This window comes from Bradyrhizobium sp. AUGA SZCCT0176 (assembly GCF_018130145.1).
Classification (GTDB): Bacteria; Pseudomonadota; Alphaproteobacteria; order Rhizobiales; family Xanthobacteraceae; genus Bradyrhizobium.
In genome coordinates this window covers 1006188-1022667 of the sequence record NZ_JAFCMB010000001.1, presented here as the reverse complement: position 1 = coordinate 1022667, position 16480 = coordinate 1006188, and the positions used below count along the sequence as shown (strand labels likewise).

Below are 16480 nucleotides of genomic sequence, written 5' to 3'. Positions count from 1 at the left end.
ACGGCCCAGCCTCGGGGGAACACTAGGGCCGCTTCGGGGACTCGTCTGCTGGCACTACGCGCCAGGCTTCTCTGTCTTTTGCGGACAGCGTCATATCGCCTGTACATCTCCCCGCGACAATTACGGACCCGCAAACCAGCCGTGGGGTTTTTCGTAAGGTCGGATTTGAGTCAATCTTCGGAGCAATCAGTTTCCTTGATGTTCCGAAACGTGCCGACGCACGCCACAGGCAGTGAACCCCTATTCCGAAACAGTGAACGAGCGAATGTTCGATGTAATCCGTTTCTCGCCGTCGGTAATTTCTACACTCAACAGATATGTCCCTGCTTTAACGCCCGCTTTCCGACCCACGTAAGCCAGATAGTTCGCCTTGCGGCGCGGTAACTCCGTGGTTGCGTGATCAATCAAGGTAGTTTCGCCCGGCCCCACCAGCTTGATTCTGAATCGTGACCCTTGATCTACATTGATTGCCCACACCCATGCGATGGTCGAATTGCCCCCGCCCGTCGCGAGAGGGGGCCCACCCGATCGGACAAGGTTACCCAACTCGGGCGGAGCATTAGCCAGCCCAACATCAAGGATCGTAACAGGAGCTTGAACCAACGCCCGCTTGGACGCGGCATCAAACAGACTTCCCGACAGGTCGCCACAAACAGGGGATTCACTTCGCAACGCCTTCCCGGTGAGTGGCTCAACCAACTTGCCATCCTGACGCACCGACAGATGAACGTGCGGAAACTCCGCGACGCCGGAAGAACCGATAGATCCGATACGTTCGCCTTTTCGAACGAACATGCCCGAACGAACGGCCAAGCTGCCGGTCTTGAGATGGCAGTATTGCGAGGAAAGTCCGCCTTGATGATCGATAATTATCCCATTGCCGCATGCCATATCGTGCAGATCGTGGCGATCATTCGCAGCATCAAAAATCTGATCAGGGATGCCGTCCCTAATTCGGGATACGGTTCCGTCGGCGACGGAAATCACCGGAACATCCCGGGCTATATCGCTTAGCGTCCGCAACCGGATATCCCACCCGGTATGTCCCTGGTAAGTCGCCTGACCGCACAAGGGATCGAGCGTAGCTTGGCCAGGATCAATGTCTGGCATTTGCTGGACAAAACAGTCTAGGCCCATTTTGCAGTTAACCGGCAGGCCCAAGCGCATCTGCTCCTCCGACACGGCGACCGATGGGAGCGATCCGTAACCAATGATAGAGACGGCAATCGTGAAAGCGAGACGATACAGGAAGTGAGCTACACGGCGGTACGTCAAACTAAGGCTGGCCAACGCTGTCGGTCTTCCGATACGGCGATTCTTTTTGTTCGCGTTCAAGACCTGCACCTCTAAAATTCAATCACTTCTCCGCCAAATCGTTCTGCGAAGTCTTCCGCATTCTTCAGATTCTGGAAGTTGAAAATCATCCACACCCCGTGATCGGATCGCGCTTCTGAACACCCGATGAGCAATGCCTCGCCACGTTCCCGATAGAACTGGACCATCTTGTCCCAGGCTTCACCGAAGTCGAGATCGGGCATCCGAAGCCGGACATAACATGCATTCGCACAATCCTTTGGAGCTGTTCCTCCGTGAGACATGACACAATCTCGCCCCTCTGGCCGCTGCCAGATCAGCGTTCGCGGAATGCGCGATTCATCTGATCGGTGAATGGCTTGGCCAGATAGGATGCCGCGGTGCGCTCCTGGGTCGAGACGAAGACCTCGGCGGGCATTCCGGGAACGAGCCTCAGTCCCTTCTGCTGGATGAGGTCCTCCTCGGCCTGAAGCAGGCGGACGTGGGCGATGTAGTGCTCCTGGCCGTTGGAAGGGTCGCGGGCCGAGGCCGGCGACACCATCGCGACCTTGCCCTTCAGTTCCGGCGTGGTGGTGCGGTTGAACGCGGAGAGGCGGACGCGCGCCGGCTGTCCAACCCTGACCTGGTCGATGTCGGCCGGCGATATACGGATCTCGAACTTGAGGTCGGCATTCTCCGGCACCACGGTGGCGATCTTGGCCGCAGGGGTGATCACGCCGCCCACCGTGTAGGCGAACAGTTCGTTGATGTAGCCCGAGGCCGGGGAGCGGATCTCGGTGCGCGACAGGCGGTCCTCGACGGCGAGCTTGCGTTCCTGGAGTTCGGCGATGCGCGCCTCCACTATGCGCAGCTCCTTCTGAGCCTCGGTCGAGGCGTTCTGGTCCACGGCGATGATCTGCACGCGGATCTCGCTCGTCCTCACCTTGGCGCGGGCGATGCTCGCCTGGATCTCGCCCTGTTCGCCCATGATGCGCGCATAGTCGCGCTGGGCGGAGTAGACGCGCTGGTACTCGACTATCTTGCGGTCGAACAGCGACTGCAACTTCTCGCGTTCGGCGCCGACGAGCTTGATCTCCTCCTCCTTGGCAGCGAGGCGGGCCCCCATGCCCCTGATCTCCTCGCCGGTCTGGGCGATGGAGAGCTCGAGCTGCTCCTTCTGGCTGTCGCGCGCAGTCTTGTTGCCGGTGAACAGCCGGGTCTCGCCGTGGATCACGGCGCCAGCGGTCGAGGGGAACAGGGCGTGCATCTCGGCGGGAAACTCGGCGGCCGCCAGGTTGTCGCGTTCGGCCACCAGGCGGGCGCGACGCCCGAGCGCCTCGACCATCTGGGCGCGCACGATCAGATGCTCGGCCTTGATCTGGACGTCGTCGAGCGTCGCCAGCACCTGGCCTTCCTTGACCTGGTCGCCCTGGCGCACCGCCAGCGTCTTGACGATGCCGCCGTCGCGGTGCTGCACCTCCTTGAGGTTCTGATCGACCTTGACCGTGCCGGCTGCGACCACCGCGCCCTCCAGCATCGCCCAGGCCGCCCAGCCGCCGCACCCGGCCACCAGTAGCGCGCTCAGCACCAGGCCGGCCAGGATACGGGGCCACAGGCGCAGAGCCCGTTCGCGGGGCGCGCTCCGGGCCGGGGCCGGCTGCGGTACGAATTCGGATGCGTCGACATGCATCATGGCTTCTCTCCCCCTCAGGAATGGATCGCGGCGAATTGCAGATGATGGTGGCCGGCGACCTCAATCGTCATGACGTCCTCGGCATTGGAGCCGTGGGAAACGTCGATTGCGGTGTACTTGCCGTCGGCAAGTTCCTCGAAGCGGAAGCGAACGGGCCGGCCATGGTCGCCGTCCTCGTCGAGATAGAGCTGCTGGAACAGGTCGGCGACCTGTTCCACGGCTTCGTCGCCGTCTTTGATGGTGATCTGGTAGGTGGCGGCCACGATCCGGTCGCCGACCGTGAAGTCGGTGATCTTCTTCACGGTGTCCTGCTCCGAACCGCCGCCGTCGTCGCACGGCGGCTGGAACTCGAATGTGTCGTTGCCGGCGCCGCCAGTCAGTACCACCGATCCGCCGTCGACGCGTATCATGTCGTCGCCCGAGCCCGCGATGATCTCCTCGAAGTCCTCGATCAGGTCCTCACCGATCTCGACGCCGCGGGCGGTGCCGTTGCGCAGGTCGATGGTGATGGTGATGGTGGTCGCCGAATAGTCCAGCGTGTCGTGGCCCGAATTGCCATCATAGTTGTCGTCGGTCCCGTCGGCCGCCGCCAGCACGACGTCGTCGCCGCAGCCGCCGTCGACCGTGTCCGATCCGCCGCCGTCGGCGATAGTGTCGTTGCCGGCGTCGCCCGCCAGCACGTCGTCGCCGGCTCCGCCCGTCAAGGCGTCGTCGCCGCAGCCGCCCGCGATCGAGGCCGAGGACGCGCCGGCGGCGATTGTGTCGTCGCCCGCGCCGCCGATGACATTCTCGAACTCCGCAATTACATCGTTACCGATGTCCGCGCCGGACGCATGGCCAGTTGCAAGATCGAGGGCGAGGTTCTGCTCAGCCGAGGAGTAGTCGATGGTGTCCGTTCCGGCGCCGCCGTTGAAGCTGTCGGCCGCGGCGTCGGCCGAAGCCATGACAAGGTCGTTGCCCGTGCCTCCGGTCACGACGTCGGATCCGCCGCCATCGGCAAGGGTGTCGTCGCCCGCGCCGCCGACCACGGCCTCGATTTCCGAAATCGTGTCGTTGCCGATGTCGGTGCCGGAAGCCTGGCCCGTGGCCAGATTCACGTCGATGGCACGCACCGCCGAGGAGTAGTCCAGCGTGTCGTTGCCGGCGCCGCCGGCGAAACTGTCGTTTGCGGCATCGGCGGCGGCCACCAGATGGTCGTTGCCCATGCCGCCGGTCACGAAGTCGGATCCGCCGCCGTCCGAAATGGCATCGTTGCCGGCGTCGCCGGCCAGCATGTCGGCACCCGAGCCCCCGGCCAGAACGTCGTTGCCGTCGCCGCCGGACATCCGGTCCGCGCCGTCGCCGCCGTCGAGGGTGTCGTTGCCGGTGCCGCCATCGAGGGTGTCGTCCCCGGCTCCCGCCAGCAGGATGTCGCGGCCTGCGCCGCCGTCGAGACTGTCATTGCCGTCCTCGCCCTGCAGCGTATCGTCGCCGTCCTCGCCGAACAGGCGGTCGTCGCCGCAACCTCCGAACACCACGTCGTTGCCCGCGCCCGCGAACACAATGTCATTGCCGGCGCCCGCATAGACCGCGTCGTTGCCCGCGCCCGCCAGGATGTGGTCGTTGCCATCGCCGCCCGAGATCCGGTCGTTGCCGCCACGGGCGTCGATGTTGTCGTCGCCGCCGAGCCCCACGATGGTCTCGGCACATTGGGTGCCGAGCAGGATGTCGTCTCCTTCGGTTCCGATGATCGGCGGCGCCTCGACCACATTGAAGTAGGCCGTTTGCATCACGATGTGACGGCCGTCGCTGATCGCGTAGGTCAGCTTGACCTCGCCGAGCATGTCCTGGGCGCGGTCAAACTCCCAGCCACCGTCCGCGGTCCGGGTCAGCGTGCCCGAGGACGAGGAGATGCCGACCACGGTCAGGCGGTCGCCGTCGGGATCGGTGGCGCCGGCCAGCAGCGCCGCCATCGATATCGCCAGCCCATGGCAGGCGACGACGTCGGGAAGATGCACGGCCCCCGAGACGCGGGGAGCGCGGTTGCGGTGATCGGGTGCCGGGGGGTCGCGCGGAGTGGGATGCCTGTTGTCGCCACCGCCTCCCCCTCCTCCGCCTCCGCCTCCGCCTCCGCCGCCACCACCGCCGCCACCGGTCTCCTGGCGCGGCGACGGACGGTTGTCGTTGGCGACCTTCGGGCTTTCGCCCGATCCGGTGTCCGCCTTGGGCTTGTCGGTGCGCGCTCGGGCGCTGAAATCCGTCGATCCGACCGGGGCGCGCTCCTCGTCGCCATGCGCCGAAATCCTGACTTCCTCGGTCCGGCCGGACGATTTGGCCGCCGGCTCCTCGGGGTCGGTTTCGTCGGCCGCGGCGAGCGCGTCCTCCTTGACGGTCTCCTCCTCGTTGCCCGAGCTACGGGCCTGGCCGCGGTCCTCGCTGGCCTGAAGCTTCACGGGTAGGAAGCTCTTAAGATAGGCCGAGCACGATCCCACGAACAGCAGGAAGAACAGCGGCACGATGCGGCGGCGACGATCGTCCTTCTCCTCGTAGTCCTTGCGGCCCGGAGCGGTCTCGGCGGTGGACTGGCGGGTGGCCTGGACATTGATCGTCATGCGGGCCTCCGCAGCTGGGTCTCGAGAATGGTGTCGGCCGGTGCGGCCGCGGCAGGCTGCCGGACCGGAGTCATGATGTCCTGCTTCTTGCCGAAGGCGACCATGCGGCCGGCCTGGACGATGGCGACGAGATCGACCGCCACCAGCGCGCTCGGCCGATGCGCGATCACGATGGCGATGCCGCCGCGGGCGCGGATGCCCTCGATGGCCGCAGTGAGGGCCGCCTCGCCCTCGCCGTCGAGGTTGGAATTCGGCTCATCCATCACCACCACGAACGGGTTGCCGTAGAGCGCACGCGCCAGCGCGATGCGCTGCCGCTGCCCGGCGGAGAGCGCGCAGCCCTGCGGGCCCAGCCTGGTCCGGTAGCCGTCCGGCAACTTGACGATCATCTCGTGGACGCCGGCGGCCTTGGCGGCCCCGATCACCTTGCGGTAGTCGGGCTCGGGCTCGAGGCGGCAGATGTTGTCCTCGATGGTGGCGTCCATCAGCGCGACCTCCTGGGGGAGATAGCCGATGTGCCTGCCGAGGTCCTCCTCGCGCCATTGCGTCAGGTCGGCGTCGTCGAGCCGGACGCTGCCGCGCAACGCCGGCCAGATGCCGGTCAGCGCCCGCACCAGCGTGGTCTTGCCGCCGGCGGAGGGACCGATGATGCCGAGCGCCTGGCCGGCCTCGAGCTCGAAGGCGACTTCGCTCAGCACCACCTGGCCGGATCCCGGCACCGCGATGGTGATCTTCTCCACCGAAAGGCGCGCGACCGGATCCGGCAGCCGCATCGGCTCGTCCGCGCCGGCGAGTGCTATCACGGTGTCGCGTAGCCGCTGGTAGGCCATGCGTGCGGCGATAAAGGCCTTCCAGTTGCCGATCGCGAGATCGACGGGAGCCAGCGCCCGCGCCGAGGCGACCGAGACCGCGATGATGGCGCCGGCCGAAAGCTCGCCCTTGATGGCGAGGTAGGCGCCAAGTCCCAGCAGGGCCGATTGCAGCACCATGCGGAGCACGCGCGAGACCGCGGCGAAGCTTCCGGTGATGTCGTTGGCCCTGGTCTGCAGGTCGAGATGTTCGGCATTGGCCTCGTTGAAACGGCCGACGGCGCGGCCGGCGAAGCCCATCGCCTTGAGGACCTCAGCGTTGCGGGCGTTGCAGTCGGCGATGCCGTTGCGTTCCATCGCGGCCTTGCGCGTAGAGACGGTGAGGCGCCGGGTCATGATCTCGCTGACGACGGTGAGCACGACGAGGACCAGGGCGCCGGCGAACGTCAGCGCGCCGAGCATCGGGTGGAGGAAGTAAATGAAAGCAAGATAGATCGGCATCCAGGGCAGGTCGAACAGCGCCGAAGGGCCCTGGCTTCCGAGGAAGCCGCGTACCGTGTCGACGTCGCGACCGCGCTCAAGCGCCTCGGAGGTGGAGAAACCGAAGCGGGGCATGTCGATGGCGACGCGATGCGCCAGGGGAGCGATCTTGCGGTCGATGCGGGCGCCGACCCGCACCAGCACCTGGGAGCGGACGACGTCGAAGGCGCCCTGGAACAGATAGAGCCCGATCGCGAGCGCCGACAGCACCACCAGCGTCGGGATGCTGCCGCTGGTCAAGGCGCGGTCGTAGATCTGCATCATGTAGACGGAGCCGGTGAGCGCCAGCACGTTGATCATGCCGGAGATCACGAAGAGAAACACGACGATGCCGCGGAAGCCCTGGGTCAGCTCGGCGAGGCGCTGGCGCTTCGCGGGGGTGAGTTCTTTCGGTTTGGCCATTTTTCAGGGTGCCGTCTGGTGCGAGGAAAACGGAAGGCACCGGAACGGGAGGAGTTCTCCCGTTCCGGCTGAGGTCGCGATTTAAAGCGTGACGTTGGAGCCGAGGTTCTGGTGGCCCGCGATCTCGATCTTGAAGTCGGCGGCGGCGTTGCCGTCGACGTTGCCCTGGACGACGGTGAAGTCCTCGCCGTTGCGGGTCTCATAGGTCACCGCGAGCTGGCCCGCGGCGGTGAAGGCCGCGTCGGAAACCAGCGTGAAGCTCTGGTTGCCGTCGGTGGCGTAGTTGGCGTCGATGCCGCTGAGGTCGATCCGGTCGCCGGGCTCGAAGCCGACGATCGTGTCGCCCTTCGCCGCCTCCACCGAGCTGAACACGAAGGTGTCGCCGCCGAGCCCTCCATTCATCACGTTGGCCGCGGTGCCGGCGACGATGACGTCGTTGCCGGAGCCGGTGTTGACGTTCTCGATGCCCCAGAGGGTGTCGTTGCCGGTCAGGGAACTCGACGCGCTACCGTTCATCAGCGGGCCGGAGCCCAGGTTGACGGTGGCGGCCGCACCCGTGGCCGACATGTCGAGCGTATCGATGCCGGAACCTCCGGTACCTTCGTCGCCGAAGTAGGCGTCGTTGCCGTCGCCGGCCTCGGCCACGATCAGGTCGTTGCCGGCACCGCCGAACACCGTGTCGTCGCCGGCGCCGGCATTGATCAGGTCGTTGCCCTGCTCGCCGAAGATGCGATCCGCTCCCGCATCGCCGTAGACCATGTCGGCGTCGGCCCCGGCGAACACGTGGTCGTCGCCGGCTCCTGCGGAGATCACGTCCCGGCCGCTGCCGCCGCTGACGAAGTCGGCACCCTCGCCGGCCACGATCGCGTCTTCCCCGGCATCGCCGATGGCGATGTCGTCTCCGGCGAAGGCGACGATGTTGTCGTTGCCCGTCGTGCCGACCAGCGTGTCCGACTGCGCCGTTCCGGTCCGGATCACGCCGGTTGCCGTGGTCTCCTCATCGTCGCCGCCGGCGGTCGGCGTTTCCTCGTCGTCGTCGTCGTGCGGCGTCTCGTTCTCGTCCTCGTCCTCGTCTTCGTCCGGTGCCTCGGTCTGGAACTGGGACGGCACGACGCCGGTGAAGGTGACCGAATGGGTCCCGTTCGAGACGGTCTTGGTACCATTCTGGTTCTCGACCAGGTGGTAGCTCGTGAGATCCGTCCCCTCCGGAAGCTCGATCACATCCTCGGCCTGCAGGGCGCCGATGATGGTGTCGTTGCCGCCGTTGGACTTGAACACGATGCGATGAGCCGAAGTCAGGGCCGAGATGTCGATCGTGTCGTCGCCGTCGTCGCCATCGATCGTGATGGTGTTGAGGCGCAGGCTGGTCGGAGCGAAGTCGCCGATGACGTTGAACGTATCGCCGGCTCCCGCGCCGCCGTTCGTTCCGGTCGGCTCGACGCTGTTGATGCGGATTTCCTCGATTTCGCTCAGTTCCGCGATGACATTGGCGAAGCCCGTGCCGTTGCGTGTGATGACGATCTCGGGAGTCCGTCCGGCGAAGCTGGCGAGGTCGTTGCCGACCACGGCATCCCAGGCGGCCAGCGTGTAGATGTTGAAGACCTCGCTGGAGGTGTTGCCGTTGATGACGAAGGTGTCACCTGCGGCGCCCTCGGTGCCGCCGTCGACGATGTCGCGGCCATCGGTCGGAGCCACCGCATTGGCGTTCCAGACGATGGTGTCGTCGCCGGTTCCGCCGCTGGCCGTGTCCGCCCCGGCGTTGAGGCCTGGCACGGTCAGGTTGACCGTGAAGTTGTCGATGTAGAAGTTGTCGCTATTGTCCCAGTTGTTGCCGTCTCCGGCGGTCAGGAAGCGGATGGCCGAGTTGGAGCCGATCTGATTGGCAGTCAAAGTCGCATTGAAAGTGCCGTTGCCGTTGCCCGTGGTGCTTCCGAGCGTACCACCCGTCAGCGTCTCCCAGGCATTGGTGTTGACGTTCCGGGCCTGCACGATGACGCTTTGGCCCGCTCCGAGATTGTCGTCCTCGTAGGCGAACGTCACCGACGCCGCCGTCGCTCCCGTCAGGTTGACGGCACGTTCGATCGTCTCGCCGCCATCGACGTTCTGGTTGAACTGAAGGCGTCCGCCGGAGATGGTGATGTCGCCTGCCGTCGGGCTGGTGGTCTCGCCGCCGCCCTCGATCCAGGACGTAGCCAGGGCGACCGTGCCGTTGCTGTTCGAATACGACGCCGTTCCGAAGGCATCGACGTAGGTTCCGCTGTTGCTGCCGGCACCGCCGCTCAGCGTGTCGTTGCCGTCGCCGCCGTTGAGGGTGTCCGCGCCCTCGCCGCCGTTGACCACGTCGTTTCCGCCCAAGGCGTTGACGATGTCGTTGCCGCCCGCGGCGTTGATCGTCTCGCCATTTGCGGTCCCGGTGTGGGTCTGACCGGTGTCGTTGCCGTTGATCGTCGTGCCCGTCGGCGCCGCCGACAGGATGTAGTCGGTCGCGTCGATGGCGGCGACCGTCGTGTTGTTGACCTGGATGGTGCCGATCGTCGCCAGGGACGCGTCCCGGACGTTGAGCACCACGTTGGCGCCCACCTGGGTGGCGATGACCCGGGTGGCCAGGTTGGCGGCGGTGATGCCCAGGGCGCTGAGGTTGATCAGGTCCTGGCCGCCAGTTGCGTTCGCATCGAAGTTGTTGACGATGTCGTTGCCGAAGCCGGCGCTGTTGTAGATGAGGACGTCGTTGCCCCCGTCGGTCGGCAGCAGGTTGATGGTGTCGTTGCCGGCTCCGCCGATGATGGTGTCGGTGTCGTTTCCTGTGCCGCCGCTCAGCGTGTCGTCGCCGGTGCCGCCGTCGACCAGGTCGGTGCCGTTGCCGGCATCGATGATGTCGTTGCCGCCACCGCCGAAGATCTGGTTGTTGTCGCCATTGCCGTTGATGGTGTTGGCGAGCGCGTTGCCTGTGCCGTTGATGTCGTCGCCGCCGGTCAGCGTCAGGTTCTCGAGCTCCGCACCGAGGGTGTAGGAGATCGAGGACTGGACCGTGTCCGTGCCGCCGGCAGCAAGTTCGGTCACCACGTCTCCGGCGTCGTCGACGACGTAGGTGTCGTTGTCGGCGCCGCCCGCCATGACGTCGGCTCCGGCGCCGCCGTTCAGGTTGTCGTTGCCGATACCGCCGTTCAGCGTGTCAACGTCGTCGCCGCCGTTGAGCGTATCGATGCCGTCCCCGCCGTTCAGCGTGTCGTTGCCGAGTCCGCCGTTCAGGGTGTCGTCGCCGAGTCCGCCGTTGAGGGTGTCAGCGAGGTCGCCGCCGGAAATGATGTTGTTTCCGTCGTTACCCGTGCCGACGAACTGGTCGGCATCGGCGCCCCTGTAGACCAGGTTCTCGACGTTGGCCATGTTCGCGATGGAGAGTTCGGCCATGAAGGTCTCGACCGTGTCTGTTCCCTCGTTCGCGGCTTCCACCACGACGTCCAGCAGGTCATCAACGCCGTAGGTGTCGTTGCCCGCGCCGCCGACCATCGTGTCGGCGCCGAGTGCTCCTACCAGATCCAGATTGTCGTCATCGTCGTTGTCCCGGGCGTCGAGGTCGTCGTTGCCCGTGCCGCCGACCAGGAGGTCGTCACCGAGCCCGCCGACGAGGTCGTTGGAGCCCGCACCGGCGCCTCCGAAGATCAGGTCGTTGCCGCTGCCGCCGACGATTTCGTCGGAGGTTCCGGTCTCACCGACGATGAAGTTGTTGGCGGTCGAGGCCGCTAGATTGACGCCGCCACTGTCGCGGTTGCCCGGATCGGAGCGGCTGACGAGGTAGTCGTCGGCTCCGAGCGCGTAGCCGGCGAAATTGGCGCCGTTGAAGTTGATGCGCTCGACGCCAGTCTGGGCATTGCCGCCCGTGAAGTGCCCGGCCACCGTGATGGTCTGCTGGGTGCCGGTGGGCAGGGTGTAGTCGATCACCAGGTCGCCGGTCTGGGTGCCGCCGTTGTTGTCGCTGGCATTGAGCGAGGTGATCGTCAGGATCGGCAGGCCGGTCACCGGGTCGATGCCGGTGCTCGGTGCGAGGATCGAGATCCGATCGGCGGCTCCGCCGCTGGTGGCGGAGACGCCTTCGTTGATGACGTCGTTGCCGTCGCCGAGGCTGAACGAGTAGGTGTCGTCGCCGAGTCCGCCGTTGAGGGTATCCACGCCGGTGGCGACGCTGACGGTGGTGAAGTTGACGACAAGATTGTCGATGTTGACACTGTCCCCAGCTTCCAAGCTGGAAGCCACGAAGCGAATGGCCGCGTTTGCCGTGAACGGACCGGTACCGAACAGGGGCAGGTCGATCGTCCGGGTGGGGACGTTGTTCGTCGCAGAGTCGATCAGATCGACCTGAACGAAGTTCACCCCATCACGCGAGAAGGACACCGTGATCGAGTCGTCGCTCGCATCCAGGCCGTTTTCGACAATCGAATAGCTCAGGCTGGCGGTCGCCGCCCCGGCGAGATTGACGGTGCGTTGGATTTGCGCGCCGTCGCCAGTGACGAAGACAAGGACATTGGCGACGTCGTCGTCGATCTGGATCTGACCATTGCTTGGGCTGTTGTTGTCGCCCGTCTCCGCCCAATCCGGCCCCCACGTGGCTGAGCCGGTGGAATTGCCAAAGTTGTTGGTGTTGAAGTTGTCGGCATACGTCGCCGACGTCGTCGTCGTCGTCGTGCCACCCGGGCCGCCGACCAGGATGTCGTTGCCGAGTCCGCCGTTGAGCACGTCGTTGCCGGCCAGGCCGAGCATCAGGTCGTCCAGCGCGGTGCCGGTGAGCGTATCGTTGCCCGCCGTCCCGACAATGATGTTGAGCGGGTTGCCGTCGGCGAACTGCAGCCTTTCGATGTTGCGCAGCCGATCGGTGCCGTCGAGCGAGTCCTCGACAGCATGCGACACGATGAGTTCGCCGGCCGCCGTAGCCGAGAAGGCGTATTCCGAACGGTTGCCCTGATACCTGGCGGTATCGACGTCCGCCGCATTCACGCCGTCGGTGGTGATCTCGCGGACGATCTCGAGCTGACCCGGATTGATCGCGCCGGAGAACATGCTGGCGGCCAGCGTGGTCATGCTGCTGTGGTAGGTCAGGATCGGGCCGATGCCGCCGTCGGGACCAGCCTCCGCATGAACGGCGATCCGGACGTTGAGCCAGCTGTCGCCGTCGATGATGTCGTCGCCGGCGCGGCCCATGATGGTGTCGCTGCCGGCGCCGCCGAGGATGATCTCGCCGGCATTGTAGGCGATGGCGTTGGTCGTCAGGGCCGCCATCTGGGCGTTGGTGAGGCCGAGGACGGCCTGCAGTCCGGCGATGCGCTCGATGCCTTCCTTGGTCAGGGCACTGCCGCGGAATCCTTCCGAGCCACCGGCAGAAGCGGGCCCGCGTTCCTCCGCAAGAGTGTCGGCGCCGGTCAGCACGTCGTCGAACTTGGAACCCGAGAGGCCTTCCACCGACTCGTAGGCATCGAGCGTCCCGAACCCTGGGGGGTTCGGGTTCTCGTCGAACACGATGCCGCGGGTGAAGTCCGCGTCCACCTTCATGTTGCTGTCTTTGTAGGTCGCCCAGTCGAAGCCGGACATACCGGCCATCTTGCCGCGGCCTAGGCTGCCGACCATGATGTCGTCGCCGCCCTCGGCGATGAACTCGTCGAAGCCGCCGTCGCCGAGGAACACGTCGTGGCCGTCGATCGAGTCGCGCGCGAAAATTTCGTCAAAGTTGTCGCCCGGAGCGCCGTCGAAGGTGCCGGTTTCGATCCAGTCGTTTCCTTCGTTACCGAGGATCCGTTCGGCGTTCCTGTTGCCGTAGATGAAGTCGTTGCCCTCGCCGGCGAAGACCTCCGAGCCCATGTCCGTGCCGAGGAAGATGAAGTCCTGGCCGGAATTGCCCATGACCAGGTCGAGGCCCGGGCCGGCGTGCACCACGTCATGTCCGGCGCCGGCCTTGATGTTGTCGTCGCCGCCGATATCCTTGATGATGTCGTCGCCGTCGCCGGCGTTGATGATGTCGTTGCCGAAGCCGCCTTCGAGCCGGTCGTTTCCGGCGTCGCCGAACAGGGTGTCGTCGCCGATGCTGGCGATCAAAGTATCGGCCTGGTCGGTGCCGCCGAGGACGACGTGTTCGTCGCCAGTGTAGCGCAGGTAGTTGGCCTCCGCGCCCGGAGTGGCCGGATTGTCCCGCAGAACGAGCGGGGTGAGGAGGCTCGTGCCCGTCGGATCGTCGTTCTCGAGGGTTCCGTCGCCGTCCAGGTCGTTGAACTGCCTGGTCACGCGGTCGACCTCGAGGATCAGGCCCGGGGTCGAGAACACGTCCGACGGCAGATGCGTCGTGTTGGTGTTGCGCATGATCATGGCGGCGAAGGAGTTGTTCTCCATCTCGCTGAACAGATGCAGGCCGTCGAGCCGCTGCAGGTAGTAGAAGCGGTCGCCGCTCTGCAGCTGCTCCATCTGCACTTCGAACACGAAGTTGAAGGTCGAGCCGAGCATGCCGCCGAACGGCATGATCTCCTCGGCGAGACCGCCGATCCAGAGGTCGACGTTCTCGAGGCCGCCGAGATCGCCCCCGGAATAGGCGTTGAGGCCGTTCAGGAAGTCCAGGCGGTCGGCCGGAACCTCCATGCCGCCGACCGAGACCCCGGTGATGATGGTGAGCGCGGCGTCGCGCTTGCCCTGCAGGGTGGTCTGGCCGGTGATCAGCGTATGGGTGCCGTAGGCGGCGACGAAGTTGATGATCGACGCCTCGTGCTTGAGATGGCCGGCGAAATCGGTCCAGCTGTCGTACGGCTTGAGGAGTTCCTCCTGGTTGGTCGCCTCGTAGAAATCACGACGGGCGGCATTCAGGGACGGCACGCCGGTGTCGCGTCCGCGCGCCAAGTTGATGGTCGCGAGATCGAGCGGCAGGCCGAGCAGGTTGTTGCGCAGCGCAGTGGTGACGAATTCGTCGATCTCGTTGCCGACTTGGCGGGTCATGCCGCGGATGATGTCGCCCGCCGCGATCTCGTCGGTCAGGGTGTGGGCGGTGCTGGTGCCGCCGCCATCGTAGGAGAGCGGGTTGAGGAAGCCCTCGATCAGCCCGATGTGGTTCGCGGCGAAGGAACTGTCGAAGCGGTCAATGGACTCGGTCAGCATCGAGTGGCCGAAGCGGTACACCACATGGGCGAATTCCGCGACGATCGAGGGATTGATCGAGGTGTCGAAGCCGTCCGGCACCAGGAAGACGTTGATGTTGGGCTGGACCTTGCGGGCGAATTCCTCGAAGACCAGATGCTGATACTGCATCTCGGTGCCGAACTTGGCGGCCTGGAACAGGCGTTCGCCGTCCCACACCAGGGCGGCCACCGCCGCCGGGTTGGCCGGCAGGGCGGCAATGTCGGTCGCGAGCCATTCGTTGATGAAGGCCAGGTCGTTGGTGGCGAGCACCTGCTCCATGGTGTGCCCGACGAGGCGGTTGTGCTCGGCATGGAACACGTGATGGACCGCGGTGAGGCCGATGTTCTCGTTGACGCGGCCGTCGCCGGCGATGAAGTGCGCGTCGAGCAGTTCGTTGTCGTATTCGGTGTCGCCGTTGCCGGGATTCGCCAGGCCGATCGTGATGTCGCCGTCGGCGATCTTGCCGACCGGCACGGCGTCGTGCGCGATGTCGGCGAGGAAGGCGCTTTGGGTGCGTAGCGCACCGGCCGTCGAGATGCCTGCCGGGAGGCCCGTGATGGGATCCAGGGCGGCAGGATTGCCCTGTACGACGACGTCGTCGGAGGTGTTGGGAATGCCGTCAAGGCCGACGCCGGTGATCAGCTGCGGGAAGCCGTTCGCTCCCGGAATGAAGTTGCCGTAGGCGTCGGTGCGCAGCAGCGGAACGCTGCCGACGTCGAAGTCGGTCAGGTTGATGCCGAGAATGGTCCTGGCCTGCTCCTTGACCTCGCCCCAGGTCGCCATGCCGCCATTGGCGCCTTCGATCAGCTTGCCGGTGGCGGCCGGAACACCACCGTTGAGCTCGTATTCGCGCAGGAACACCTGATGCGAGGAATGCGAGGTGTAGGTCTGGTTCTGGTCGACGTAGGCGGTCGTGGTGTTCACCGGCCTGATGTCGTCGGCGGTGTTCATGAGGCCGTCCTGACCCGGCAATACCGTGGCGCGCGTCAGGACCATGAAGTTGGTGTGGCTGCCGGGGACGTAGAGCGGATCGTCCGTCGCCAGCGGGACGAACACGGTGCCGCTGCCGCCCTTGTTGACGAGGTCGAGACCGTGATCGAAGAACTGGCCGAACAGGGTGAACATGGAATTGAACGGCGCCGATAGGCCTTCGTCCGGCGCTACTGCGGGCAGGTAGACGTTGTCGCCCTGCATTTCGATGCCGTAGGGCTCAAGGGCCACGTCGCGCACGACGCGCGCCGCTTCCAGGTCCACCACGGCGGCCGCGTGGGTCGCGGTCGCCGCGGTCCATGCGTCGATTGCGGTTTGCTCAGCCGCTTCTGGAATCGTCAATGGATCGCCATCGCCGAGCGCCTCCGCAGCGGCCTTCGCGTTCTGCATCACCACCCGCGCCTGGTACTCGGCGTCGAAGGCCGGCTTGAAGGTCTGGTAGATCGCGGTCACCGCCGGAAGATCGGCCATCGCATCGGCGGAACCGGCGCGCTGCAGCGCGGTCAGGATCGCGGCGGGATTGGCCAGGGTCTGGTCGACCAGCAGGTTGGAAATGGTGCGCAGGCTCGAATCGAAGACGAGCGAGCCGGGATTGTTCGAGGGGTTGTAGTTCAACTGCCCCATCGCGGGCGCCGGGCCGGGGCCATCCATGTCGACCTGGCCGGTCGAGGGCCTGTAGGTCGGATCCAGCAGGGTCGGAAACTGGTTGCCGGCCGCGCCCCACTGCTCCTGTCCCGGCAGCAAGTGGTTGTAGCTGCCGTCGACGGTGCGCAAGCCCATCGAGAGATTGTAGGCCGGAATCAGGCCGCCGACCCCATACAGGGGCTGACCGGCCGCATGGGCCTCAGCAATCTTGATCTGCTCGAGAATGAATTCCAGATCGCTTTTGATATAGGCAACCATGACACCCTCACCTGTTGTTGGAACAGACCGCAGCCGCGGCCGGGTCGTTGAAACCAATGTCGCTCATGATGTGATGCCAACACTGGCTCAGACCTCGACGATGCCATCTGAGA

6 protein-coding genes are annotated in these 16480 nt (G+C 65.5%); all 6 read right to left on the bottom strand.

Annotation, left to right across the window (positions count from 1 at the left end; all coding sequences use genetic code 11):
* Positions 1–240 precede the first annotated feature (240 nt).
* Positions 241–1335: a M23 family metallopeptidase gene (locus JQ600_RS04725; protein WP_212489707.1), complete on the bottom strand. Its 1095-nt coding sequence runs from the start codon at positions 1333–1335 to the stop codon at positions 241–243.
* 11 nt (positions 1336–1346) lie between these two features.
* Positions 1347–1538 (bottom strand): hypothetical protein, encoded by a 192-nt coding sequence (locus tag JQ600_RS04720; RefSeq protein ID WP_212391912.1) that lies wholly within the window; start codon positions 1536–1538, stop codon positions 1347–1349.
* A 92-nt stretch (positions 1539–1630) separates the two neighbouring features.
* The gene (locus JQ600_RS04715; RefSeq protein WP_212391913.1) at positions 1631–2986 is read right to left on the bottom strand and encodes an HlyD family type I secretion periplasmic adaptor subunit; all 1356 of its coding nucleotides are present in this window, start codon (positions 2984–2986) and stop codon (positions 1631–1633) included.
* A gap of 14 nt (positions 2987–3000) precedes the next feature.
* On the bottom strand, positions 3001–5577 hold the full coding sequence (locus JQ600_RS04710) for a cadherin-like domain-containing protein (protein ID WP_212489706.1): 2577 nt from the start codon (positions 5575–5577) through the stop codon (positions 3001–3003).
* On the bottom strand, positions 5574–7328 hold the full coding sequence (locus JQ600_RS04705) for a type I secretion system permease/ATPase (protein ID WP_212391917.1): 1755 nt from the start codon (positions 7326–7328) through the stop codon (positions 5574–5576). The genes JQ600_RS04710 and JQ600_RS04705 overlap by 4 nt, the downstream gene beginning before the upstream one ends.
* Before the next feature lie 81 nt (positions 7329–7409).
* Positions 7410–16367 (bottom strand): peroxidase family protein, encoded by an 8958-nt coding sequence (locus JQ600_RS04700; protein WP_212391919.1) that lies wholly within the window; start codon positions 16365–16367, stop codon positions 7410–7412.
* Positions 16368–16480: the final 113 nt, after the last annotated feature.

Excerpts from the sequence above, each read along its gene's own strand:
- JQ600_RS04700 (WP_212391919.1), bottom strand. The coding sequence starts at position 16,367 with ATGGTTGCCTATATCAAAAGCGATCTGGAATTCATTCTCGAGCAGATC.
- JQ600_RS04710 (WP_212489706.1), bottom strand. The coding sequence starts at position 5,577 with ATGACGATCAATGTCCAGGCCACCCGCCAGTCCACCGCCGAGACCGCT.
- JQ600_RS04720 (WP_212391912.1), bottom strand. The coding sequence starts at position 1,538 with ATGCCCGATCTCGACTTCGGTGAAGCCTGGGACAAGATGGTCCAGTTC.
- JQ600_RS04705 (WP_212391917.1), bottom strand. The coding sequence starts at position 7,328 with ATGGCCAAACCGAAAGAACTCACCCCCGCGAAGCGCCAGCGCCTCGCC.
- JQ600_RS04715 (WP_212391913.1), bottom strand. The coding sequence starts at position 2,986 with ATGATGCATGTCGACGCATCCGAATTCGTACCGCAGCCGGCCCCGGCC.